The 22,290-nt window shown below is 54.3% G+C and carries 19 protein-coding genes; 18 read left to right on the plus strand and 1 reads right to left on the minus strand.

Annotation, left to right across the window (positions count from 1 at the left end):
- Positions 1-35 precede the first annotated feature (35 nt).
- Genes ACFOSD_RS08030 through rrtA form a run of 3 tightly spaced genes read left to right on the plus strand, consistent with a single transcriptional unit; the run spans position 36 to position 3,140 of the window.
- Positions 36-2,003, plus strand: a complete 1,968-nt coding sequence (locus tag ACFOSD_RS08030) for a polysaccharide biosynthesis protein (protein WP_380709164.1) — start codon at positions 36-38, stop codon at positions 2,001-2,003.
- A gap of 14 nt (positions 2,004-2,017) precedes the next feature.
- Positions 2,018-2,554 carry an elongation factor P hydroxylase gene (locus tag ACFOSD_RS08035; RefSeq protein ID WP_380695311.1) on the plus strand — a complete coding sequence of 179 codons (537 nt, stop codon included), beginning with the start codon at positions 2,018-2,020 and terminating at the stop codon, positions 2,552-2,554.
- Positions 2,547-3,140, plus strand: a complete 594-nt coding sequence (rrtA, locus tag ACFOSD_RS08040) for a rhombosortase (RefSeq protein WP_380695313.1) — start codon at positions 2,547-2,549, stop codon at positions 3,138-3,140. Before ACFOSD_RS08035 ends, rrtA begins: the two co-directional genes overlap by 8 nt.
- On the opposite strand, the gene ACFOSD_RS08045 is transcribed toward rrtA, so the two are convergent.
- Entirely contained in the window at positions 3,096-3,959 is an 864-nt protein-coding gene (locus ACFOSD_RS08045) for a LysR family transcriptional regulator (protein WP_380695315.1), read from the minus strand. The genes rrtA and ACFOSD_RS08045 overlap by 45 nt on opposite strands.
- A gap of 415 nt (positions 3,960-4,374) precedes the next feature.
- On the opposite strand from ACFOSD_RS08045, the gene leuC reads away from it, so the two are divergent.
- The 15 genes from leuC (at position 4,375) to ACFOSD_RS08120 (ending at position 22,284) form a co-directional block, all read left to right on the plus strand.
- Complete coding sequence (gene leuC, locus ACFOSD_RS08050) at positions 4,375-5,805, plus strand: 3-isopropylmalate dehydratase large subunit (protein WP_380695317.1); 1,431 nt, start codon at positions 4,375-4,377, stop codon at positions 5,803-5,805.
- A complete protein-coding gene (gene leuD / locus ACFOSD_RS08055) occupies positions 5,802-6,437 on the plus strand; it encodes a 3-isopropylmalate dehydratase small subunit (protein ID WP_380695319.1) in 636 nt (211 codons plus the stop codon). Before leuC ends, leuD begins: the two co-directional genes overlap by 4 nt.
- Positions 6,438-6,887: 450 nt before the next feature.
- Positions 6,888-7,967: a 3-isopropylmalate dehydrogenase gene (gene leuB / locus ACFOSD_RS08060; protein WP_380695321.1), complete on the plus strand. Its 1,080-nt coding sequence runs from the start codon at positions 6,888-6,890 to the stop codon at positions 7,965-7,967.
- An 8-nt stretch (positions 7,968-7,975) separates the two neighbouring features.
- Positions 7,976-9,085 carry an aspartate-semialdehyde dehydrogenase gene (asd, locus tag ACFOSD_RS08065; protein ID WP_380695323.1) on the plus strand — a complete coding sequence of 370 codons (1,110 nt, stop codon included), beginning with the start codon at positions 7,976-7,978 and terminating at the stop codon, positions 9,083-9,085.
- A 357-nt stretch (positions 9,086-9,442) separates the two neighbouring features.
- The gene (locus ACFOSD_RS08070; protein WP_380695325.1) at positions 9,443-12,433 is read left to right on the plus strand and encodes a FimV/HubP family polar landmark protein; all 2,991 of its coding nucleotides are present in this window, start codon (positions 9,443-9,445) and stop codon (positions 12,431-12,433) included.
- Positions 12,434-12,576: 143 nt separating this feature from the next.
- Positions 12,577-13,413 carry a tRNA pseudouridine(38-40) synthase TruA gene (gene truA, locus ACFOSD_RS08075; protein ID WP_380695327.1) on the plus strand — a complete coding sequence of 279 codons (837 nt, stop codon included), beginning with the start codon at positions 12,577-12,579 and terminating at the stop codon, positions 13,411-13,413.
- On the plus strand, positions 13,407-14,090 hold the full coding sequence (locus ACFOSD_RS08080) for a phosphoribosylanthranilate isomerase (protein WP_380707582.1): 684 nt from the start codon (positions 13,407-13,409) through the stop codon (positions 14,088-14,090). Before truA ends, ACFOSD_RS08080 begins: the two co-directional genes overlap by 7 nt.
- Entirely contained in the window at positions 14,077-15,288 is a 1,212-nt protein-coding gene (trpB, locus tag ACFOSD_RS08085) for a tryptophan synthase subunit beta (RefSeq protein WP_380695331.1), read from the plus strand. Before ACFOSD_RS08080 ends, trpB begins: the two co-directional genes overlap by 14 nt.
- 16 nt (positions 15,289-15,304) lie before the next feature.
- On the plus strand, positions 15,305-16,114 hold the full coding sequence (gene trpA / locus ACFOSD_RS08090; RefSeq protein WP_380695333.1) for a tryptophan synthase subunit alpha: 810 nt from the start codon (positions 15,305-15,307) through the stop codon (positions 16,112-16,114).
- A 176-nt stretch (positions 16,115-16,290) separates the two neighbouring features.
- Positions 16,291-17,154, plus strand: coding sequence for an acetyl-CoA carboxylase, carboxyltransferase subunit beta (accD, locus tag ACFOSD_RS08095; RefSeq protein ID WP_380695335.1), 864 nt, complete (start codon positions 16,291-16,293; stop codon positions 17,152-17,154).
- A gap of 1 nt (position 17,155) precedes the next feature.
- Positions 17,156-18,406 (plus strand): bifunctional tetrahydrofolate synthase/dihydrofolate synthase, encoded by a 1,251-nt coding sequence (gene folC / locus ACFOSD_RS08100; RefSeq protein WP_380695337.1) that lies wholly within the window; start codon positions 17,156-17,158, stop codon positions 18,404-18,406.
- Positions 18,399-19,034 (plus strand): SPOR domain-containing protein, encoded by a 636-nt coding sequence (locus ACFOSD_RS08105; RefSeq protein WP_380695339.1) that lies wholly within the window; start codon positions 18,399-18,401, stop codon positions 19,032-19,034. Before folC ends, ACFOSD_RS08105 begins: the two co-directional genes overlap by 8 nt.
- Positions 19,035-19,045: 11 nt before the next feature.
- On the plus strand, positions 19,046-19,534 hold the full coding sequence (locus ACFOSD_RS08110; protein WP_380695341.1) for a CvpA family protein: 489 nt from the start codon (positions 19,046-19,048) through the stop codon (positions 19,532-19,534).
- Between the two features lie 20 nt (positions 19,535-19,554).
- Positions 19,555-21,084 (plus strand): amidophosphoribosyltransferase, encoded by a 1,530-nt coding sequence (purF, locus tag ACFOSD_RS08115; protein WP_380695343.1) that lies wholly within the window; start codon positions 19,555-19,557, stop codon positions 21,082-21,084.
- Positions 21,085-21,090: 6 nt separating this feature from the next.
- Positions 21,091-22,284, plus strand: a complete 1,194-nt coding sequence (locus tag ACFOSD_RS08120) for an O-succinylhomoserine sulfhydrylase (protein ID WP_380695345.1) — start codon at positions 21,091-21,093, stop codon at positions 22,282-22,284.
- Positions 22,285-22,290 lie beyond the last annotated feature (6 nt).

The following is a 22,290-nucleotide window of genomic DNA, read 5'->3' on the forward strand; positions in this document are numbered from 1 at the left end:
ATGCTGGCAAGCGGTCCGCCAGGAGAGATGCAGAATTGCTCAAACAACGTTTACATCTTCGTGTGGCCACATTGAATCGGCGCTATAAGCGCATGATCATGGTGGTGGCTGATTTCATTGCTCTGCCTTTGGCGTTTTGGTCGGCGTACGCGCTGCGCTTTTCCGAGTGGTTTCCAGGCCACTATTTAAGTGCAGTCTGGTGGATGTTTCCGATTATTCCTGTCGTTGGCGTGTTCGTGTTTGCGCGCTTGGGTTTGTACCGTGCGGTTGTACGATACATGGGCGTGCAGGCGTTAATGGCCGTGCTGAAGGGCGTGTTGTTGCTGTCGTTGATTCTATTAGCTTCGGCATTTATTCTGCGTTTGCAAAACTTTCCTCGTTCAATTCCCGTTAATTTTGCCCTGGTGGCGCTGCTGTATGTGGGCGGTAGCCGACTCTTGGTGCGCGCCTATTACCAATGGATTATCAAGCACTACTCTGACAAGCAGCCGGTGATTATTTATGGCGCGGGTGGCGCGGGCGCACAGTTGGCGACGGCCTTAGCGAGTGGTCGAGAATTCTATGTAGTGGCCTTTTTAGACGACGAGCGTGCCTTGTGGGGCAGTTCTGTACTCGGCATTCCGGTGCACTGCCCGGATGACGCTGCGGCGTTGGTGACCGAATATACGGTCGATCGCGTGTTGCTCGCTTTGCCCACGGCGTCGCGTCGTCAACGCAAACACGCCTTGGATGTGTTGGAAGGATTGCCAGTGCATGTACAAACGGTGCCTTCAATGCCAGAGATTGTGTCGGGTCAGGCTTCGGTTGACCAATTACGCGAAGTGGACATAGAAGATTTGTTAGGGCGGGACCCGGTACCCCCACAAAAAGAGCTGTTGGACATCAGTATCTACAACAAAGTGGTCATGGTGACGGGTGCGGGTGGTTCCATCGGCTCGGAGCTGTGTCGGCAGATTCTGCGCAGTGGTCCTACTAAATTGATCATGCTTGAGCTCAGTGAATACGGGTTGTACAGCATTGACCAAGAGCTCAAGAAGCAGGTGGTCGAGCTGGGTTTAACCACAGAATTGTTGCCATTTTTGGGCTCGGTGTGCCATCAGGCACGGGTCGAGGCCATTATCCAGCGTTATCGTGTGCAGACCATCTACCATGCAGCCGCCTATAAACACGTGCCCATGGTGGAGCACAATGTATTTGAGGGCATTCGCAACAACGTGCTGGGCACGCAGGTCGTGATGCAAGCGGCTGCCGATCATAAGGTTGAGCGCTGTATTCTCGTGTCGACGGACAAAGCGGTGCGCCCGACCAATGTCATGGGTGCCACTAAGCGTATGGCCGAATTGGTGGTGCAGGACTTGGCTCAACAGGGCAAAAGCACTGTCTTTTCCATGGTGCGTTTCGGCAATGTGCTGGGGTCGTCCGGGTCTGTGGTGCCGTTGTTTCGGAAGCAAATTCAATCCGGTGGGCCGGTGACGGTGACGCATCCGGACATCAACCGGTTCTTTATGACCATCCCGGAAGCGGCGTTGTTGGTGATTCAGGCGGGGTCCATGGCGCAGGGCGGCGATGTGTTTGTTTTGGACATGGGTAAGCCGGTAAAAATTGTTGACCTGGCTCGGCGGATGATTGAGTTGAGTGGATTGGACGTCAAATCCGATCAAAACCCTGATGGCGATATTGCGATTGAGTTTTCGGGTTTGCGGCCCGGTGAAAAATTATACGAAGAATTGCTGATTGGCGAGGATGTGGAAGGCACGTCACACCCGAAAATTATGCGCGCCAACGAAGAAGTGGTGCCGCATGAAACCCTTTACCGCTATTTGCATGAACTGCAGGTGGCCGAGTTGCGCCAGGACATCGATGGCGCAAGAAGTGTGCTGCGCGAAGCGGTAAAAGGTTTTGTGCCGAGCAGTGAGCTGGTGGATTGGCTACTGCCATTGACTGTACCGGTCAGTAAGTCGTCTGTGTCTGCTGTTCTGGCAGAAGATAAGCCGATTCACTAGAAACCACTAGCAATATGACAGCGCAACAACATACCTACCAAGACCTGATTAAAATCTTCAATGCATTGTTTTTGCCGTCGCTCAATACCGAGCTGGTGGCGGGTGACGCCGAGCCAGTCTATCTTCCGGCCAGTTCTGAATATCCTCATCATCGTCTAGTGTTTGCACACGGTTTCTATTCCAGTGCGTTGCATGAAATAGGGCATTGGTGTTTGGCGGGGCCTGAACGGCGGTTGCTGGAAGACTTTGGCTACTGGTACAAGCCAGATGGGCGTACGGAAACCGAGCAAGCCGAATTCGAGCGCGTGGAAGTGAAGCCGCAGGCCAATGAGTGGATTCTGTCGGTGTCGGCTGGTCACAAATTTCATTTCAGTGCAGATAATTTGAGTACCGGCCTGGGTGCTTCCGACACGTTCAAACAGACTGTGCAAGCCCGCGTCTTTGCGTTGTTTGATCAAGGCTTTCCGGAAAGACTTCGTCTGTTAAGTAATGCCTTGCGGGCTCATTATCAGCAACCGCCGCTGTCCAGAGAGGCTTTTCGGCTTGCTTAGCCAACGCTTTGGTTCTTTACTATTGCCTGCCGTTGTTATTCTACTGAGTATTTTGGCCACCCTTTGGGTGGACGCTTGGCAGTGGTCGTATGCTGAAATTATCGATGGGCAGTCGTGGCGTTTGGTTACCGGCCATTTTACGCACGGCAACCTTTGGCACTTATTGTGGAACGGGTTGGCCTTTGTGTTGCTCACCGGTTTTGCCTCGCCTTCGATGCGGAAATATTTTGGCGGTGCTGCTTTTTTGGGGCTATGCCTTTGGGTCGGAGTGGCTATTTTCTGGTGGTTGCCAACGGTTGGCATCTATCGCGGTCTATCCGGTGTTCTGCATGGCTGGGCGGTGCTGTGTATCGTGAGTTCAGTGGGCTGGGCTTGGCGTTTCAAAACTGCGCTGTTGATCTTGCTTGGTCTTAAACTGGGTTGGGATTTTCTGGCACCCACTGCCATGCCGGTCTATCTGGGTGGACTCAATGGTGCTGTGCTACCTGCGGCGCATGCCTTTGGTGCGTTAGGTGGCGTCGTAATGGCAGGTGGTGGGACGCTATTCTCGTATTTGCGCCAAAAACGCCTGCGCGGCATTCGATAATGTCCGTTCTTTTAGCCATATCACGCCCAACGACCGGCTCAGTGGCTCGCTCGCCACACGCAATTCGGTAAGCTGTTCATCGACCATGATGGTGGGCAGTACGCTCCAACCTAATCCTACCGATACCATCATTTTTATCGTTTCCAGATAGTTCACGGGCAGTGACGTTTTGATGGGCAGTTTGCGTCGCTCGAATTGTTGTTTGATGACTTGGTACGTGGCCGAACTTTCGAATGGCAAGATAGCCGGTGTGTAGCACAATTCATTGAGTTGCAGGTCTAATTTGCGCGCCAGGAAGTGCCGTGGAGAGGCGACGAAGGTGAGTTCATCGTGCCAGAGTTTTTCCTGTTGCAAGACGCGATTTTGTTGGCCGGTCATGGTGACGAAGGCAAGTTCGACTTCACGTTTTTGCACAGCTTGATAGGCGAGCTCGGATTCCAGAAAGTGGATGTCGAGTTCGACCTGTGGGTGGCTTTCGTTAAACCTCTGCAATAAAGCGGGCAGGCGATGCAGTCCGATATGGTGGCTGGTGGCGAAGGAGAGTTTACCCGCAACGAGGTTGGCGAGGTTTTGCATGGTGCGGGTTGCGTTGTCCATTTCCTGCAAAATGCGTTGGGCGGCGGGCAAAAGCGCTTTACCGGCGTCGGTGAGGTGAATTTTCCGGCCAATCCGGTCAAATAAGGCGGTGCCCAGTTGGTGTTCGAGGTTTTGTATTCGTTTGCTAATGGCGGGTTGAGTGAGGTGCAGCCGTGCGGCAGCTTCGGAAAAACTCCCATAAGCACTGACCGATAGAAACGCTTGCAGCCCTTGAATATCCATTCGTATTCCACTTAGTTATCAATTACATAAAAATTATGAATTTGTTTTATTTTTATGCAAGCGTTAAAATTCTTTCAGCTTCAATATAGACCGGTTCAGGTATGGGGTAGGCCTTTGTGGGGACGCCGTAAACCCATCCATGGGGGCTCGCTGCGGACGTCCTGTCCGCAAACGCCCCACGCAGGCCCACCCCATGCCTGAACCTCAACACCAAGTTTAAACCTGAAGGTGATGTCTCTTTTTTAGGCTTCATGACGACGGGTTATCGGTGAGAAAGGTCTGGTTGCCTTCTTCAGGGTGTGTGCCGCCAAGGATGGCGGCAACAAGCCCCCAAGGACGGGTTCACGGCGTCCCTGAATGAAGGCAACCAGTCCTTTCTCGCTCGAAAAAATAATGAGCGTAGGAGAGTGTCAGCGTGGCCGGAAAAACTCTGTACGATAAATTGTGGGACGCGCACGTCGTAGAGGCGCGTGATGATGGCAGTTGCCTGATTTATATTGACCGGCAGCTCCTGCACGAAGTTACCTCACCACAGGCTTTTGAAGGCTTGCGGATTGCCGGGCGCAAACCCTGGCGTTTAGACGCCAACATCGCCACACCCGACCATAACGTACCGACCACCGTTGAAGAACGGAAGTCCGGTATTGCGGGCATTGTTGATCCTATCTCCCGCATTCAGGTACAAACTTTGGACGACAACTGTGTTGACTTCGGCATACTGAAGTTTGATATGGGCGACGAGCGCCAGGGCATCGTCCACGTCATGGGGCCAGAGCAGGGCGCAACCTTACCCGGCATGACCATCGTCTGCGGTGACTCACACACCTCAACCCACGGCGCTTTCGGCGCATTGGCGCACGGCATCGGCACTTCTGAAGTTGAACATGTGTTGGCGACCCAGTGCTTGATTCAGCAAAAGAGCAAAAACATGCTCGTGCGGGTAGACGGTGATCTTGGCAAAGGCGTCACCGCCAAAGACGTGGTGTTACACATTATCGGCGTTATTGGTACGGCAGGTGGAACGGGCTTTGCCATTGAGTTCGGCGGTTCGGCGATTCAAAGCTTATCCATGGAAGGCCGCATGACCGTGTGCAACATGGCCATTGAGGCTGGTGCACGGGCTGGTATGGTCGCAGTGGATCAAACCACCATTGACTATTTTAAAGACCGTCCATTTGCGCCCAAAGGTGATTTGTGGGAGCAGGCTGTGGCCAACTGGCGCGATTTGGTCAGTGATGCCGATGCCCAGTTTGATAAAGTGGTGACGATTGATGCAAAAGACATCGAGCCACAAGTGACTTGGGGAACATCTCCCGAAATGGTGGGCGGTATTTCCAGCCGTGTGCCCACGATGAATGACATGACCAGCGACAGTCGCCGCACCGGCCTGGCGCGTGCGCTGGAATATATGGGGTTGCAAGAAGGGCAGGCGATTACCGACATCAAGCTTGATCGGGTGTTCATAGGCTCTTGTACGAATTCGCGCATTGAAGATTTACGTGCAGCGGCGGCCGTGGTTAAAGGCAAAAAAGTGTCTGGAGGCCTGAAGCAAGCCTTGGTCGTACCCGGTTCCGGTTTGGTGAAGAAGCAAGCCGAAGCCGAAGGCTTGGATCAGATTTTCACCGCAGCGGGTTTTGAGTGGCGAGAGCCGGGCTGTTCGATGTGCTTAGCGATGAACGCCGATAAGCTGGGTGCCGGTGAACATTGCGCGTCGACCTCAAATCGTAATTTTGAAGGGCGTCAGGGCTTTGGTGGCCGTACGCATTTGGTCAGCCCGGCGATGGCAGCCGCGGCAGCGATTGCGGGTCATTTCGTTGACGTTCGGGAGTGGAGTGCTGAATCATGAAAGCATTAACTGTACATCAGGGCTTGGTCGCCCCTATGGATCGTGCCAACGTTGACACGGACATGATCATTCCTAAACAATTTTTGAAGTCGATTAAACGCAGTGGCTTCGGGCCTAACTTGTTTGACGAGTTGCGTTATCTGGACGAAGGGCAGCCGGGCATGGATAACAGTCAGCGCCCGTTGAATCCTGACTTTCCGTTGAATCACGAGCGTTATCAAGGCGCTAGCATTTTGCTGGCGCGGGAGAATTTCGGTTGTGGGTCGAGCCGTGAGCATGCGCCTTGGGCGTTGGAAGATTACGGTTTTCGGGTGATCATTTCGTCCAGTTATGCCGACATTTTCTACAACAATTGTTTTAAGAATGGCATCCTGCCGGTTGTGTTGCCGGAGGCGGCTGTGGCGCAGTTATTTGCGGCGATGTATGCAGAGCCGGGTTTTCAGTTGACGGTGGATTTGCCAGCGCAAGAAGTGCGTACCTCTACCGGTCAGGTTTGGGCTTTTGAGGTCGATGGTTTCCGTAAGCATTGTTTGGTGAATGGCCTCGATGATATTGGTTTGACGCTGGAGCGCGCGGATAAGATTCGCGCCTACGAGGCGAAACGCAAGGCACAAGCGCCTTGGCTTTTTTAGTCCTCCGCGATGTCGATGGATAGCCGGTATGCTGTTCGCGGGACGCCGTGAACCCATCCATGGGGGCTCGCTGCCGCCGTCCTGGCGGCAGGACGCACGCTTACAGCATACCGGCTATCCGCCGACACGGTAGCTGGTAACCCTGGGCAATGAAAAGAGCACGCCTAGCCTTAGTTTTCTTGCCTTAGTATGTAGAGCCTTGATAGTAATCGTTCGGTTGAGGGGTGGTAGGTAGGCGTTTCATGGCGTTTGCGGACAGGACAAATTCGTCAGGAACGAATTTGCACGACCGTAGGGAGCCCGAAGGGTCAGGCGCATGGATGCGCCTGATACGTCCGCAACGAGCCTACATGGATGTATTTACGGCGTCCATGCAACGCCTACCTACCACCGCTCAACCTAGTAAGAATTATGGACTTGGTAGGTCCGAACAGGATTAGGAGAAGGTAAGTGAGCAAAAACGTATTGGTATTGCCCGGTGATGGCATCGGGCCCGAAATTGTGGCGGAAGCCGTCAAAGTTCTTGAGTGGGTAAACGACCGCTTTGGGCTGAACATTGAACTGAATGAAGGGCTTGTGGGTGGTGCCGCCATCGACGCGACCGGCGGGCCATTACCAGAGGCGACTCTGAACGCTGCCCGCAATGCTGATGCCATATTGCTCGGCGCTGTCGGTGGTCACAAATGGGACAAACTGGAAATGGCCCTGCGACCTGAAAAAGGGCTGTTAGGCTTGCGTTCCAATTTAAACCTGTTCGCCAACTTGCGCCCCGCGATCTTGTATCCGCAACTCGCCGCCGCCTCCAGCTTGCGCCCTGAAATCGTCTCGGGTCTCGACATCTTGATCGTCCGCGAACTCACGGGCGGCATCTATTTTGGTGAGCCGCGTGGCATTCGTACCCGTGAAGACGGCGTGCGCGAGGGGTACAATACCTATATTTACAGCGAGCCAGAAATAGAGCGCATCGCCCATGTCGCCTTTCAGGCCGCGCAAAAGCGAAACAAGCGCCTGTGCTCCGTCGACAAAGCCAACGTTTTGGAAGTTACGGTACTTTGGCGTGAAGTCATGACGCGCGTCGGTGCCGAATACCCGGACGTAGAACTCAGCCACATGTACGTCGACAACGCCGCCATGCAACTGGTGCGTGCGCCGAAACAATTTGATGTTATGGTCACCGGCAACATGTTCGGTGATATTTTGTCAGACTGCGCCGCCATGTTGACGGGCTCCATCGGCATGCTGCCTTCTGCATCGTTGAACGACCAGCAGCAAGGCATGTACGAACCGATACACGGCAGTGCCCCTGATATCGCCGGACAGGGCATTGCAAACCCACTGGCGACCATTTTGTCGGTCGCCATGATGTTGCGTTACTCCTTGCAAGCGGCCGCTGCGGCCGATGCCATTGAAGACGCGGTGAGCCGCGTACTGGATGCCGGTTTACGTACCGCCGACATCATGAGTGAGGGAGCGCGCAAGGTCACTACGGCAGAAATGGGACAAGCAGTCCTTAAAGCACTCAACGAGTGAGGAATATCATGTTAAAAGTAGGATTAGTAGGATGGCGCGGAATGGTCGGTTCCGTATTGATGGATCGCATGCGCGCCGAAAACGACTTTGCCAACATTGAACCTGTGTTTTTCAGCACGTCGCAAGTCGGCATCGCTGGCCCTGACGTAGGCAAAGACACACCCTTATTACAGGATGCGCGTGACCTCAAAGCTCTGCAGGCGATGGACGTCATCATCACCTGCCAAGGTGGCGATTACACCACGGAGGTGTATCAGCCGCTGCGTGATGCTGGCTGGAACGGTTACTGGATTGATGCCGCATCAACCCTGCGCATGAAAGACGATGCCGTGTTGATTCTCGACCCCGTTAACCGCAAGGTGCTGGACGATGCACTCGCCAATGGCGTGAAAACCTTTGTGGGTGGCAATTGCACTGTATCCCTCATGCTGATTGCCCTAGGCGGTCTGTTTGAGCAAGACCTCATCGAGTGGGTCAGCCCCATGACCTATCAGGCCGCTTCCGGTGCGGGTGCGCAGAATATGAAAGAGCTGATTCAGCAGATGGGTGCCATCAATGCTAAGGTGGCCGACCAGGTCAATGACCCTGCCTCCGCCATTTTGGAAGTGGACCGTATGGTCGCTGAAACCATGCGTGCTGATGACTTTCCGAAACAGCATTTCGGTGCCGCATTAGCAGGCAGTTTGATTCCGTGGATCGATAAAGCCATGGACAGCGGACAAAGCAAAGAAGAGTGGAAAGCACAGGTTGAGACCAACAAGATACTTGGTCGTTCCGATCGGCAGATTCCAATTGATGGTATCTGCGTACGCATCGGTGCCATGCGTTGTCACAGCCAGGCGTTGACCATCAAGTTGAAGAAAGATCTGCCCGTGGGTGAAATCGAACAGATTTTGGCGACGCACAACGATTGGGTCAAAGTGGTACCAAACGACCGTGAGCTAAGCATTGCCGAGTTGTCGCCCGCGAAAGTGACCGGTACGCTGAGTGTGCCCATTGGTCGAATCCGCAAACTGAACATGGGGCCAGAATATATTTCTGCGTTTACCGTAGGTGATCAGCTGTTGTGGGGGGCGGCGGAGCCGTTGCGCCGGATGCTCAACATTTTGCAGGGTTAAAACCAGCTTTTCGCTATTGTGGTTTTAAGAGCAAAGTGCACCTTTTCTCAAGCTGGCGAAAAATTGACGCAATAATCGAAAGGCGGCAGCAATGTCGCCTTTTTTATTGCCGAGATATTCAGTGTTTTCGTCCAAAATGTGCGCTATGTCAGAAAACCGGCGTTTTCATGTGGCACATAGGTTGCAGGAAGGTTGCGGAATACCGTCAACTGTTCAATACTTGGCGGGCTATCGGAAGTGTCGGGTCATTCATACATAATGAGTTTCGGTACGGCGATGGGGTAAGACGTTGAACGACGAACATCAGACCTGTTGTTAACCCTCCCATTGTTGTGCCGTTGTTAAAGGAAAGAGTTTATGGCGCGCTTGTCAGCGGTGGTCAGTGCAATCACATTTTTATTCATGGCGAGTTTGGCTTCTGCCGTTGGCTTGGGCGAAATTACGCTGCGGTCAGCGCTCACCGAGCCATTAGATGCACAGATCCGAATTACCAGTCCCGGTGACCTGAGCCCGGAGGAACTGACTGCTCGCTTAGCCAGTGCGGCTGAGTTTTCACGCGCCGGTATTGAACGTCCGTTATTCCTGACCGAGCTGCGTTTTAATGTTGCCGAGCGAGACGGGCAATTTTGGGTGGATGTGACGTCCGCCAACCCGGTTGAAGAACCCTTCTTGGATTTTCTGGTTGAACTGGCTTGGCCTGGTGGCCGGTTGTTGCGTGAATATACCTTATTGCTCGACCCGCCAGTGTTCGCACCGGGCGAAGCACCTGCCCAAGTGTTCCAAGGTCAAGACCCCAGCTTTAGCCAGCAAGCGCCGACACCAACGGTAGAGACAGCGCCGCCGGTTGCTCCTTCTGTGGAAACGCCTGCCGTGCAAGAGCCGGTTGAGCCACCAACAGTACCTCCTACCGTAGCACGCGAAGAAACCTTGGCGGATGATCAATACCGTGTCTTGAACAATGATACCTTGTGGGAAATTGCCCTGCAGGCCCGGTCCGATGCTACGCAGACGCCTCAACAAATTATGCTGGCGATTCAAGATTTAAACCCGGATGCGTTCATTAACAACAACATCAACCGGGTAAAAGCGGGCTCTCTATTAACACTGCCGAATGGCGAGCAGGTGTTGGTGCGCAGTCAAGCGCAAGCCGTTCAGGAAGTTGATCGCCAAAATCGCGCCTTCCGTGGCTTACCACCGCCGGGCCAACAGCAAGCTACCGCCAGCGGTGATGCCGCTTCGGCCACGGCCAGCAGCACACCGCGTAATCCGGACGGTTTCTTGGAAATCGTCGGCTCCGCCAGTGATGCTTCAGAAGGCACGGCCGATGGGGCCACTCAACAAGCTGAATTGGCTCGGGTACAAAACGAACTGGCCATTCAGCAAGAGTTGAACGACGAGTTGCGGCGCCAGAATGAACAGCAATTGTCCCGTTTGAACGAACTGGAAGAGCAGGTTCGTTTGTTGACCCAGATGATGGAGCTGCAGAGTGCGGCAGCGGCCGAAATGCAAGAGGCTGCGCGTGCCTTGCAACAGCAAGCACAGGCCAATCAACAGATGTCGCCAGCGGCGCCCGTACTTGAACCACAACCTGCGGTTTCCTTTATGGATCGTGCTATGCAGGTGTGGAATAGACTGTCTGCATGGTTGATGATTCCAACCAATGCCTTGATCGTTGCTCTGGGTGCCGTGCTGGCGTTAGGGTTGATCTTACTGGCGCGCCGCCGTCGCGATGCTGTGGAAGATGAGGTCGAAGAATTACTGGATGATGCAGAAGACGTCCTGCTGCATGATGATCCTTACCAAGATTTGGCCGACGAAGATACCGACTACACCGAGGATGAGCTGAGCGATGACGTTGAGCCTGTTACGTCTGCGCAAGAAAGTAACCCGTCGGTTGCAGAAGCCCTGGAAAATGCTGAGTTGTATATGGCCTTTCAACGCCATGACGAAGCAGAGACGGTACTGAAGCAAGCGTTGGCGGAAGAGCCAGCAAACCGGGACGTGCGGCTGAAACTGCTTGAGCTGTATGCTGAGACAGGCCGAGTTGATGAATTTGATGCCTTGGCTGCCGAGTTAACGCCAGCCGAAAAGGACGATGTGGCGCGCTTACGCTCTGTAATGCAAAAGCTTGGCACTGGTTTGGGTGTTGGCGCGGGCAGTGCAGCATTTGCGTCGGCTGTTGAGACGCCTGCGGAAGAAGATTTTGCCGATTTAGATCTCGATCTGGACATGGACGATGATGCGTCTTGGTCAGCTTCGGCATCAACGGATTCCGATGACGCCTTTGATTTGGATATGGCCAGTGACCCGGATGCGTTAGCCGACACGGAAGATGATCTGGATCTCAGTGATGCCCTTAATGATGACTTTGACAAAGAACTGGACGAAGCGCTGAGCGAGGAACTGACTGATTTAGTCATGCCTACTCTGGCTGAAGACGATGAAGACAGTGATTTGGATCTTGATTTGTCTGACATGGACGTTCCCGATTTGAACGTGCCAGAATTAGACGATGAAGCCGACATTCCCCTAGTGGATGTGCCGGCAAATCCGTCAGCAGCCATCGACGAAGACGACCTTGATCCCGAAATAGCCGCCGCATTGGCGACTACGGAAGCGGACGCTCATTTAGATACCGAATTGGATGAGTTGGGTGATTTGTCAGACCTCGATTTAGACGCCTTATCACTCGATGATGCAGAAGAAGACGTGCTGGACGTTGCCAGCTTACTGGAAGAGGACGACGAACCAGTAGACGAGCCGTTACGCAGCGCCTCTATGGATGATGATTTTTCAAAATCATTATCGGATACGTTGGACGAGTTGTCGGATGAGCCGGAGCAGGGCGTGTCTGCGGCAACAGTCCCTTATGTTGCCGATGAAGAAGATTCAGGTCTGGATGATGACGGCTTTGCCGATCTCGGTGAGTTGGATGATCTGGATGATATGTTGGATACCGAACGTTTTGTGGAGTCGTCGGGTGAAACGCCGTTGACCGAAGGCGGATTGGACGATTTCGATCTGCAAGATGACGTCATGTCATTTTCGGCGCGTGACGATGTTGATACCGGCGAAGAACGCCCGGCTGATGTTGGCTTGGATGACTTGTCAGAGCTTGATGAGATGGCCGAGGCCGGTGGCACGTCGGGTGCTGCGGAAAGCGACGAATGGGATGATGATTTCGACTTTTTAGCCGGTTCGGATGAAATAGCAACGAAGTTGGATTTGGCGCGTGCCTACATTGATATGGATGATGTGGAAGGGGCGAAAGATATTCTCAATGAAGTGGTTGAAGAGGGTAACGAGGAGCAGAAGGCGGCGGCAGAGGCGCTGCTGCGGAAGCTATAAAACTTTGGCTTTCGGGGTGTGCCTGCGCTCGATTCATTGGATATAGGCTTCAATCATCTATAATTGGATAACATGAAAAAAACCGGCTCTGGCCGGTTTTTTTGGGCTTGAATCAAACTAAACGATTAAGTTAAGATTGGCACATGAACGAGATATTTGACCCGGAACAGCCTGACTATATTCATCGCTTGGCGGTGGGTGTGGAATACATGGGTGGTCGTTATTCGGGCTGGCAGGCTCAGGCATCGGGCACACCGACGGTGCAGACAACGCTAGAAACGGCGTTAGGACAGGTCGCGGATCATCCCGTTCGTTTGTACTGTGCTGGTCGTACCGATGCCGGAGTGCACGCCACCGCTCAGGTGGTACATTTTGATACAGCAGCGCAGCGTTCGCCCTATGGCTGGATCCTGGGCACCAATACGCATTTGCCCAAAGACATCAGTGTGCAATGGGTAAAGCCCATGGATCATAACTTCCATGCGCGTTTTATGGCTCGAGCACGGCGTTACCGGTACGTGATCTATAACCACACTATCCCGTCGGCTGTTCTGCGGGAAGGGATGACGTGGGAAAAGCGACCACTGGCGGTTGAGCGTATGCAGGCGGCTGCGAACCTCTTGGTCGGCGAGCACGATTTTAGCGCTTTCCGAGCGGCGGCGTGTCAGGCCCACAGTCCGATCAAGACGGTGTATCACTGTCGGGTTGTGCGGCAAGGCCGGATGGTGGTGATCGATGTACGCGCCAATGCATTTTTGCACCATATGGTGCGCAATTTCGCGGGGGTGCTCATGACCATTGGTTGTGGCGACGCGCCAGTGCAGTGGGCTGCCGATGTGCTGTCAGGGCGTTCAAGACGTGAAGGCGGTGTCACAGCACGGCCAGATGGCCTGTATTTCGTCGGCGCGGAATACGACAACGCGTTCAGGCTTCCCCAGCCTGCGGTTGGGCCCGCATTTTTGGGAGAACATTTATGGTAGCACCCGTTATGACCCAGAGAACGCGCGTAAAAATTTGCGGTTTGCGTAGTGCAGAGCATGTGCACGCGGCTGTTGCTGCCGGAGCCGATGCGCTGGGCTTTGTGTTTTATCCACCTAGCCCCCGGGCCATAACACCCGACGCGGCGGCGGAACTGGTGGCGTTGGTGCCGCCGTTCGTGCAAACCGTTGGCTTGGTGGTGAATCCGGACCCGGCCGAGTTGCAGCAATGGGTGCAAACCAGTGGGGTTGATATGCTGCAATTTCATGGCGATGAGACGCCGGAGTTCTGCGCACAAGTGTGCCAGCAGATGAGTCAGCGTATCGGCCTACCGTTTTTTAAGGCGATTCGCATGAAGCCGGGTCTGGATCTGGAAGCTGAGTTGCCACAATGGCACGCTGCTCGTGGCATTTTGTTGGACGCTTGGCACCCCGATTTGCCGGGCGGCACGGGCGAACAGTTCGATTGGGCTAACGTACCCGAGCGATGGCGAAGCCGAATCATTCTAGCGGGTGGCCTGACACCGAATAATGTTGGTCAGGCGATTCGTACCGTACAGCCCTATGCAGTCGATGTCAGTGGTGGCGTTGAAGCGCAAAAAGGGGTGAAAGACACCGCACGTATTCAGGCCTTTTTGGCCGCTGTCAGACAAGAGGATAACCGTCATGACCGTCAGTAAAGATTATTTCCAAATGCCCGATGCCCGGGGTCACTTTGGCATTCATGGGGGCCGCTTTGCCTCTGAAACCCTTATGGCTGCTTTGGATGACTTGGACCGCATTTATCGTTCGTTAAAAGATGATCCGGCCTTTCAGGCTGATTTTGACCGCGATATGGCTCACTATGTAGGCCGACCATCACCGCTGTACTTTGCCGAGCGGCTAACGGCGAACTGGGGTGGGGCGGATATCTATTTGAAGCGCGAAGACTTGAACCATACCGGGTCGCATAAAATTAACAACGCCATTGGGCAGGCGCTGCTGGCGAAGCATGTAGGCAAACGCCGAGTAATTGCTGAGACTGGCGCCGGGCAGCACGGGGTGGCTACGGCCACCGTGGCGGCGCGATTGGGCCTGGAATGTGTGGTGTACATGGGCGCTGATGACGTTGAACGACAGAAACTGAACGTCTACCGCATGCGTTTGTTGGGCGCCACCGTTGTGCCGGTTACGTCTGGCACGCGCACCTTAAAAGATGCGCTGAACGAAGCTATGCGGGACTGGGTCACCAACGTGGACGATACCTACTACATCATTGGTACGGTGGCCGGGCCACACCCTTATCCGATGCTGGTGCGTGATTTCCACGCCATTATCGGCCGCGAAGCCAGACGCCAGATGCAGGAGCAGGCCGGTTGTTTGCCGGATGCCTTGGTGGCCTGTGTGGGTGGTGGTTCCAATGCGATTGGTTTGTTCCATGATTTTCTGAACGATGAATCCGTTGCTTTATATGGCGTTGAAGCGGGCGGTGACGGGGTTGAAACCGGACGGCATGCTGCGCCTTTGAGTGCTGGTCGACCCGGTATTCTGCACGGTAATCGTACCTACATCATGGCCGACGACAACGGACAAATTCTGGGCACGCATTCTGTATCCGCCGGTTTGGATTACCCCGGTGTTGGGCCAGAACACAGCTGGTTGAAAGACGAAGGCCGTGCGACCTATGTTGCGGTGACGGACGATGAAGCCATGGCCGCATTTCATGAGCTGACTCGGGTGGAAGGCATTATGCCTGCTTTGGAGACGGCGCACGCCATGGCGTATGCCAAGAAGCTGGCAAAAGACATGGGGCCGGGTAAACGCATCATTGTGAATCTGTCCGGGCGCGGCGATAAAGATGTGCATACCGTGGCTGCCTTAGACGGCATGCAAATTTAATCAGGAGTGATGGAACATGAGTCGAATTCAAGGCGTAATGGCTGAACTGAAAACCGCCGGTCGTAAGGCGCTTATCCCTTACATCACCGCGGGTGATCCGAATTTGGACACCACGCTGAAACTGATGCATGAACTGGTGGCAAAGGGTGCCGATATTATTGAATTGGGTGTGCCGTTTTCCGACCCGATGGCCGATGGTCCAACCATTCAACTGGCTTATGAACGGGCGTTGCGCCAAGGCGTTGGCTTGGAAGATGTACTGGCGCTGGTAGGGCGCTTCCGTGAACAGGATGCGTTGACGCCCATTGTTTTGATGGGCTACATGAATCCGCTTGAGTTCATGGGTTATGACCATTTTGTACAGTCGGCCGTGGCGGCGGGGGTCGATGGCGTGTTGGTGGTGGACATGCCGCCGGAAGAATGCGGTGATTTCACCACCACATTGCATGCGCATGGGCTGGATTCCATTTTTCTGCTGACGCCGACCACCTCCGATGCGCGTGCGCAAGCCATCTGCGCGCAAAGTTCCGGCTATGTGTACTACGTTTCGATAAAGGGCGTAACTGGCGCCAGCACCTTGGATGTGCAGGATGTCGAGCGTCAACTGACCCGGTTGCGGCAATTTACCGATTTGCCCATTGCGGTCGGGTTCGGCATTAAATCACCGGCCGACGCGGCGGCGGTGAGCCGGATAGCAGATGGCGTGATTGTCGGTTCGGCATTGGTTTCCGTGATTGCCGAGATGGAATTGCACGGAGCCGATGAAATTTCTTCACAAGTGTCTACGATAATAGCCAATATGCGTCAGGCGATGGATCACGCATAATTTTGCGCCACTCAGGAACGCCATGTCGGGCGTTCCGTTGGCCAATTTTCCGGGAGACGGACACGAACAAACGCTTGGCATTGGATTTACCGCCGACAGCCGTTATCATGACGCCACATTGATGCGCCGTCGCCAACCGTTGAGTGACCTGCACCCACCAAGATCAGGAGTTAATCATGAGCAGCTGGCTGGACAAACTCGTACCATCCATCATCCGTTCCGAGAATCGTGATAAAGCGAATGTACCGGAAGGTTTATGGGATAAATGTCCAAGCTGTCAGGCGGTGCTTTATCGCCCTGAATTGGAAAAAAATCTGAACGTATGCCCGAAATGTGATCACCACATGATTCTGTCGGGTAATCGGCGTGTTGATACCTTCCTGGATGCGGAAGGACGGGTCGAGATCGCGGTGGATGTAGAGCCGGTAGACCGTTTGAAGTTCAAGGACTCGAAAAAATATAAAGACCGCCTGTCAGCCGCGCAAAAGGCCACCGGTAACCGAGATGCCATGGTGGTAACCAAGGGTACCGTGGAAGGGGTGCCCGTGGTGGTTGCCGCGTTCGATTTCACCTTTCTGGGTGGCTCGATGGGCTCTGTGGTGGGTGAAAAGTTTGTTCGTGCGGTGAACGTATGTTTGGAGCACAAGCTGCCGTTGGTGTGTTTTCCAACGTCGGGCGGGGCGCGCATGCAGGAAGCCTTGTTTTCGTTGATGCAGATGGCGAAGACCTCTGCGGCGATTGAAAAAATGAAACAAGCCCGTTTGCCGTATATCTCCGTAATGGTCGACCCGTGTTACGGTGGCGTATCCGCCAGTCTGGCGATGTTGGGTGACCTGAATGTTGCCGAGCCGGGCGCTCGTATCGGTTTTGCCGGTCCGCGTGTTATTGAACAAACGGTACGTGAAAAACTGCCGGAAGGCTTCCAACGCAGCGAATTTTTGCTGGACCATGGCGCATTGGATATGGTCATTCATCGCAAGAATCTACGCCGCGATATCGCTCGTCAACTGCGTAAAATGATGCACTTGTCTGCAGCCTAACATGCCAACGCACACGGACAGCCTGCCCGTCTGGCTGGCGTGGTTAGAGCAGCTTCATCCGGCCGAAATTGACCTGGGGTTAGACCGCCTACGCGCGGTCATGGACCGTTTGGCCTTGCCCATAGCCCAAGCCAAGGTCATTACTGTCGCAGGCACCAATGGCAAAGGCTCTACCGCTACCCTAACCGCCGAGCTATTGCGTACGCACGGGTACTCGGTGGGGCTCTATACTTCACCGCATTTCTTACTCTTCAATGAACGGGTGGTGATTCAAGGCCAACCGGTAACCGACGCCCAAATGGTGGCCGCCTTGCATGCCATTAATCAGGCGCGCCAGGATATTTCCCTCACTTATTTCGAATTCACCACCGCAGCCGCTTTGTGGCTGTTTTGTGCGGCACAGGTTGAATACATGGTATTGGAAGTCGGCTTGGGAGGGCGACTGGATGCGGTCAATGTCGTGGACACCGATTGCGCAGTGGTCACGTCGATTGGCTTGGATCATATGGAGTGGCTTGGCGACAATCTGGATAGCATTGCGCGTGAAAAAGCCGGTGTGGCGCGTAGGCATAAGCCGTTGTTGGTAGGACCAACGCCTTGTGCGGATACCTTTATGGCTGTGGCGGCTCAAGTCGGCGCAGAACTGACGCTGGTTGAACCCGTGGAGCTGGATGCGGCGGGGCAGTGGCAGGTCCGCGTGAATGACCAAATCCTTTCTGCGTTACCCACCCCGCTATTGCCCTTGCCCAGCGCAGTGATGGCATTGCAGGTGTGCGCAGCGTTGGGCTTGACGTTGGATGACGCTCGGGTGAGGGTCGTATTTGATACCGTAGCGATGCCAGGCCGGTTGCAACGCATAGAATGGCGGGGTAGAACGCTGTGGCTGGATGTCGCACATAATCCGCACGCTGCTGACTATGTGGCTCGGTTGTTATCCGCCAAGCATGCGCGCTGGGGAATAATTTTGGGCATGCTCAAGGACAAGGATGCAGCCGGTGTTGTACAATCCCTCGCGCCTTTGAATCCGGATTGGCGATTGGTGACCTTAACGGGCACCCGGGGGCAAAGTGCAGACGAGTTGGCGGTCAAAACCGGTTTGTTAACGGCGCCGAATTATGCCTCTGTTCCGGCGGCTTTGGCTGCGGTGGCGGCCGACCCAACGATAGATCCTGATATGCCTTGGTTAATTTGCGGGTCTTTTCACACCGTGGCCGATGCGCTGCATCACCTGAATAGCGAAACGCATGGATAATACGCAAAAAAAACGTATGGTTGGCGCGCTGGTATTAAGCGTGTTCCTATTGTTGGCATTGCCGGTACTGTTTACCGGACAGGGGCGTTTGCCCGAAGCTCGCATTACGGATATCCCGCCGGTGCCGGCCATGCCCGCACCGACGGCGGGTGCACTCGACCCGGCTGCACAAGCGGAGGCGCGCGCCCAATTAGAACGTCGGGTGGATGAATTGCTGGGCGTGCCTGAAGACGCCGAATCGTCTACTTCTACCTCATCGACTGCATCACCTCCACAGGCGGCTCTTGAGCCGTCTTCTGCCGAAGAGCGTTCATCAGAGGCTGCCACGTCCATTACCACCGTGCCAAGAACAGATACGCCGGTGGCGCGTGCCGAAAGCGGTGAAATTGTGGCGTGGTCGGTTCAGATGGGCAGTTTTCGACAAGCTGATAATGCACGCCGCCTGCTGGAACAACTGCGCACAGCCGGTTATGAAGCCTACACAAAACAGTCTGTGTTGTCGGATGGCTCGGTGTTAACCCAAGTGATGGTAGGGCCAGATGTCGATCAGGAGCGCGCTCGACAACGGAAAGATATCCTGGCCGAAGAATTTGGCTTACCCACTCTGGTGGTTCGCTTTCAACCCTAAGGAGTTATCTCATGGTCGTCATTGATTGGGTCATCGTGGTGGTGGTGGTGATTTCCGCCCTCATCAGTTTAAAGCGTGGCTTCGTGAAGGAGCTGCTGAGCTTGCTCTCGTGGGCAGCGGCCCTGATTGTGGCCAGCTTGTTCAGTGAACGCCTGGCGGGGTTGTTGACCGGTATGATTGCTACTGAGAGTTGGCGTCTGGCGGCAGCGTTCGCTCTACTGTTTATTGTTACCCTGATTGTGGGCGCCATGGTAAACCACTTGATCGGTGAGTTGGTCCGTATGACGGGGCTGTCCGGTTTGGATAGAACGCTGGGTATTGTGTTTGGCCTATTGCGGGGTGTATTGATTGTGATTGCCTTACTGGCGGTCGCCAAGTTATTTGCGTTGGATGCGTTTTGGCAGGATGCCGTGATTGTCCCATGGATCGAACCTCTGATCAGTTGGACGGGGCAATATGTGCAGGGTGCATCGCAACGTGTGATTGAGCTTAGCCGTTAATCTGACAGTGAGATAAAAGTATGTGCGGTATCGTTGGCATTTATGGGTATTCCGCCGTTAATCAGGGGCTGTACGATGCGTTGACTGTGTTGCAGCATCGTGGCCAGGATGCGGCCGGTATTGTCACCGAACAGGACGGAAAATTTTTCCTGCGCAAAAGTAACGGCATGGTGCGCGATGTGTTTCGCACCCGGCACATGCAGCGCCTGGTCGGTGACAAGGGCATCGGGCATGTGCGCTATCCTACCGCTGGGTCATCCAGTTCGTCAGAAAGTCAGCCGTTTTATGTCAATTCGCCCTATGGGATCGTGTTGGCCCACAACGGCAACCTGACCAACGCCGATGAATTAACGCCAGGACTGTATAAGTCGGATTTACGGCACATTAATACAACCTCCGACTCCGAAGTATTGTTGAACGCATTGGCGCATGAATTGCAGCGCCGGGGCAAACTGAAGCCTCTCCCGGAAGATATTTTCGCCGCCGTTTCTGGCGTTATGGCGCGTTGTCGGGGTGCTTATGCGGCGGTGGCGATGATTTCCGGCCATGGCATGTTGGCGTTTCGTGACCCGCACGGAATCCGCCCGGCGGTCTACGGCTCGCGCACGCTGGACGATGGGCGCACGGAATACATGATTGCCTCTGAAAGCGTGGCTTTGGACGCGCAGGGCTTCGCGATCATTGCCGACATAAAGCCCGGTGAAGCGGTGTACATCGATGAGGCCGGGCAATTGCATACGCATCAGTGCCATGCCGTTGAGCATTTCACCCCGTGTATTTTCGAGCACGTTTATTTTGCCCGACCCGATTCCATCATCGACGGTATCTCGGTGTACAAATCGCGCCTGCGCATGGGTGAAACGCTGGCCAACAAGATTTTACGCGAGTGGCCGGACCATGATATCGATGTGGTCATTCCGATTCCCGATACCAGCCGCACATCGGCCTTGCAATTGGCCCACCATTTAGGGGTCAAGTTCCGCGAAGGGTTCATAAAGAACCGTTATATCGGTCGTACCTTTATTATGCCGGGCCAGCAACAGCGCAAGAAATCGGTGAAGCAAAAGCTCAATCCGATTGGCTTGGAATTCAAGGGTAAAAATGTCCTGCTGGTGGACGATTCCATTGTGCGTGGCACGACCTGCGAGCAGATCATTGAAATGGCGCGTGATGCGGGCGCCGCGAAGGTGTATTTCGCGTCCGCCGCACCGGCCATTCGGCACCCGAATGTGTATGGTATTGATATGCCGGCCACCAGCGAGCTAATTGCCCACGGACGCACCCTGGCGGAAATCGAGCAGGCCATTGGAGCCGATAAATTGATCTACCAGGATTTGGAAGATTTAATTGTGGCCACGCGCACCCGCAAGTCCAGCGTGGTGGATTTCGAATGCTCGGTTTTTAATGGCGAGTACATTACTGGTGACATTACGCCGGATTATCTGGCCGCCTTACAGCAACGACGTAATGACAGTGCGAAGACCAATAAGCGGGATTCCGGTGACGAAAGCGCGCTGATTGACCTGCACAACGACGACAACGAAGAGTAAGTTAAGATGGATTGGTCAACCAAAGGTATAGCGACACAAGCGGTGCGTGCTGGGCAACGCCGTTCCGAAGAACGTGAACATTCGGAAGCGCTGTATATGACGGCCAGCTTTCTATTTGACTCCGCCGAGCACGCGGCCGCCTGTTTCGCTGGTGAAGCTGAGGGCAATGTATACAGCCGGTACACCAATCCGACCGTGGCGATGTTTGAAGAACGCTTGGCCGCGATGGAAGGCACTGAGGCGGCGGTTGGCACGGCTTCTGGCATGGCGGCTATCTTGTCGACCTGCATGGGATTGTTGCAAGCTGGGGATCACATCGTCGCCTCGCGCAGCATCTTTGGTTCAACATCCGTACTGTTCAACAAGTATCTGCACAAATTCGGGGTGCAGGTGACCTACGTTACCTTGACTGATATGAACGACTGGGCACAGGCTATTCGGCCTGAAACCAAGTTGTTCTTTGCGGAAACACCGTCAAACCCGATGAACGATGTGGTGGACATTCGTGCCTTGGCCGAACTGGCCCATCAGCATGATATCTGGTTGGCGATCGATAATTGCTTTTGTTCTCCTGCACTGCAAAACCCGGCCGCTTTAGGGGCCGATCTGGTCATTCATACCACCACCAAGTACATTGACGGGCAAGGCCGGGCCTTAGGCGGAGCGGTCTGTGGGTCGAAAGCGTTGATTGATGAAGTGGTTGGTTTTCTGCGTTCTGCCGGCCCTTCCATGAGCCCTTTCAACGCATGGATTTTCATCAAAGGCTTGGAAACGCTCAAGCTGCGTATGCAAGCACATTGCGCCAGTGCGTTGCGGCTTGCGCAGTGGCTCGAGGCACACCCGGCGGTTGAGCGCGTCTACTATTGTGGTTTACCGTCGCATCCTGGACACGAACTGGCCAAGCAGCAGCAACGTGGTTTTGGTGGTGTGCTGGCTTTTGTGGTGAAGGGCGGTGCGCAAGGTAAAGATAATGCTTGGCATGTTATGAATGAGACGGAGTTCCTATCCATAACCGCAAATTTAGGTGATGCTAAGACCACGATTACCCATCCTTACACCACCACACACGCGCGCGTCAGTGATGAAGAAAAAGCGCGGGCAGGGATCGTACCCGGCATGATCCGGGTGTCGGTAGGGTTGGAAGATATTGAAGACATTATCGCTGACCTCGCACGGGGCTTGGATTCGCTGACGCTTTAGGTCGAT

Origin of the sequence: Salinispirillum marinum (assembly GCF_042650105.1) — a bacterium.
GTDB classification, from domain to species: domain Bacteria; phylum Pseudomonadota; class Gammaproteobacteria; order Pseudomonadales; family Natronospirillaceae; genus Salinispirillum; species Salinispirillum marinum.

Coding starts and splice junctions, on each gene's coding strand:
- accD (WP_380695335.1), top strand. CDS start 16,291: ATGAGCAGCTGGCTGGACAAACTCGTACCATCCATCATCCGTTCCGAG.
- leuD (WP_380695319.1), top strand. CDS start 5,802: ATGAAAGCATTAACTGTACATCAGGGCTTGGTCGCCCCTATGGATCGT.
- ACFOSD_RS08105 (WP_380695339.1), top strand. CDS start 18,399: ATGGATAATACGCAAAAAAAACGTATGGTTGGCGCGCTGGTATTAAGC.
- asd (WP_380695323.1), top strand. CDS start 7,976: ATGTTAAAAGTAGGATTAGTAGGATGGCGCGGAATGGTCGGTTCCGTA.
- truA (WP_380695327.1), top strand. CDS start 12,577: ATGAACGAGATATTTGACCCGGAACAGCCTGACTATATTCATCGCTTG.
- ACFOSD_RS08070 (WP_380695325.1), top strand. CDS start 9,443: ATGGCGCGCTTGTCAGCGGTGGTCAGTGCAATCACATTTTTATTCATG.
- ACFOSD_RS08110 (WP_380695341.1), top strand. CDS start 19,046: ATGGTCGTCATTGATTGGGTCATCGTGGTGGTGGTGGTGATTTCCGCC.
- trpA (WP_380695333.1), top strand. CDS start 15,305: ATGAGTCGAATTCAAGGCGTAATGGCTGAACTGAAAACCGCCGGTCGT.
- folC (WP_380695337.1), top strand. CDS start 17,156: ATGCCAACGCACACGGACAGCCTGCCCGTCTGGCTGGCGTGGTTAGAG.
- ACFOSD_RS08080 (WP_380707582.1), top strand. CDS start 13,407: ATGGTAGCACCCGTTATGACCCAGAGAACGCGCGTAAAAATTTGCGGT.
- ACFOSD_RS08045 (WP_380695315.1), bottom strand. CDS start 3,959: ATGGATATTCAAGGGCTGCAAGCGTTTCTATCGGTCAGTGCTTATGGG.
- ACFOSD_RS08120 (WP_380695345.1), top strand. CDS start 21,091: ATGGATTGGTCAACCAAAGGTATAGCGACACAAGCGGTGCGTGCTGGG.
- ACFOSD_RS08035 (WP_380695311.1), top strand. CDS start 2,018: ATGACAGCGCAACAACATACCTACCAAGACCTGATTAAAATCTTCAAT.
- purF (WP_380695343.1), top strand. CDS start 19,555: ATGTGCGGTATCGTTGGCATTTATGGGTATTCCGCCGTTAATCAGGGG.
- trpB (WP_380695331.1), top strand. CDS start 14,077: ATGACCGTCAGTAAAGATTATTTCCAAATGCCCGATGCCCGGGGTCAC.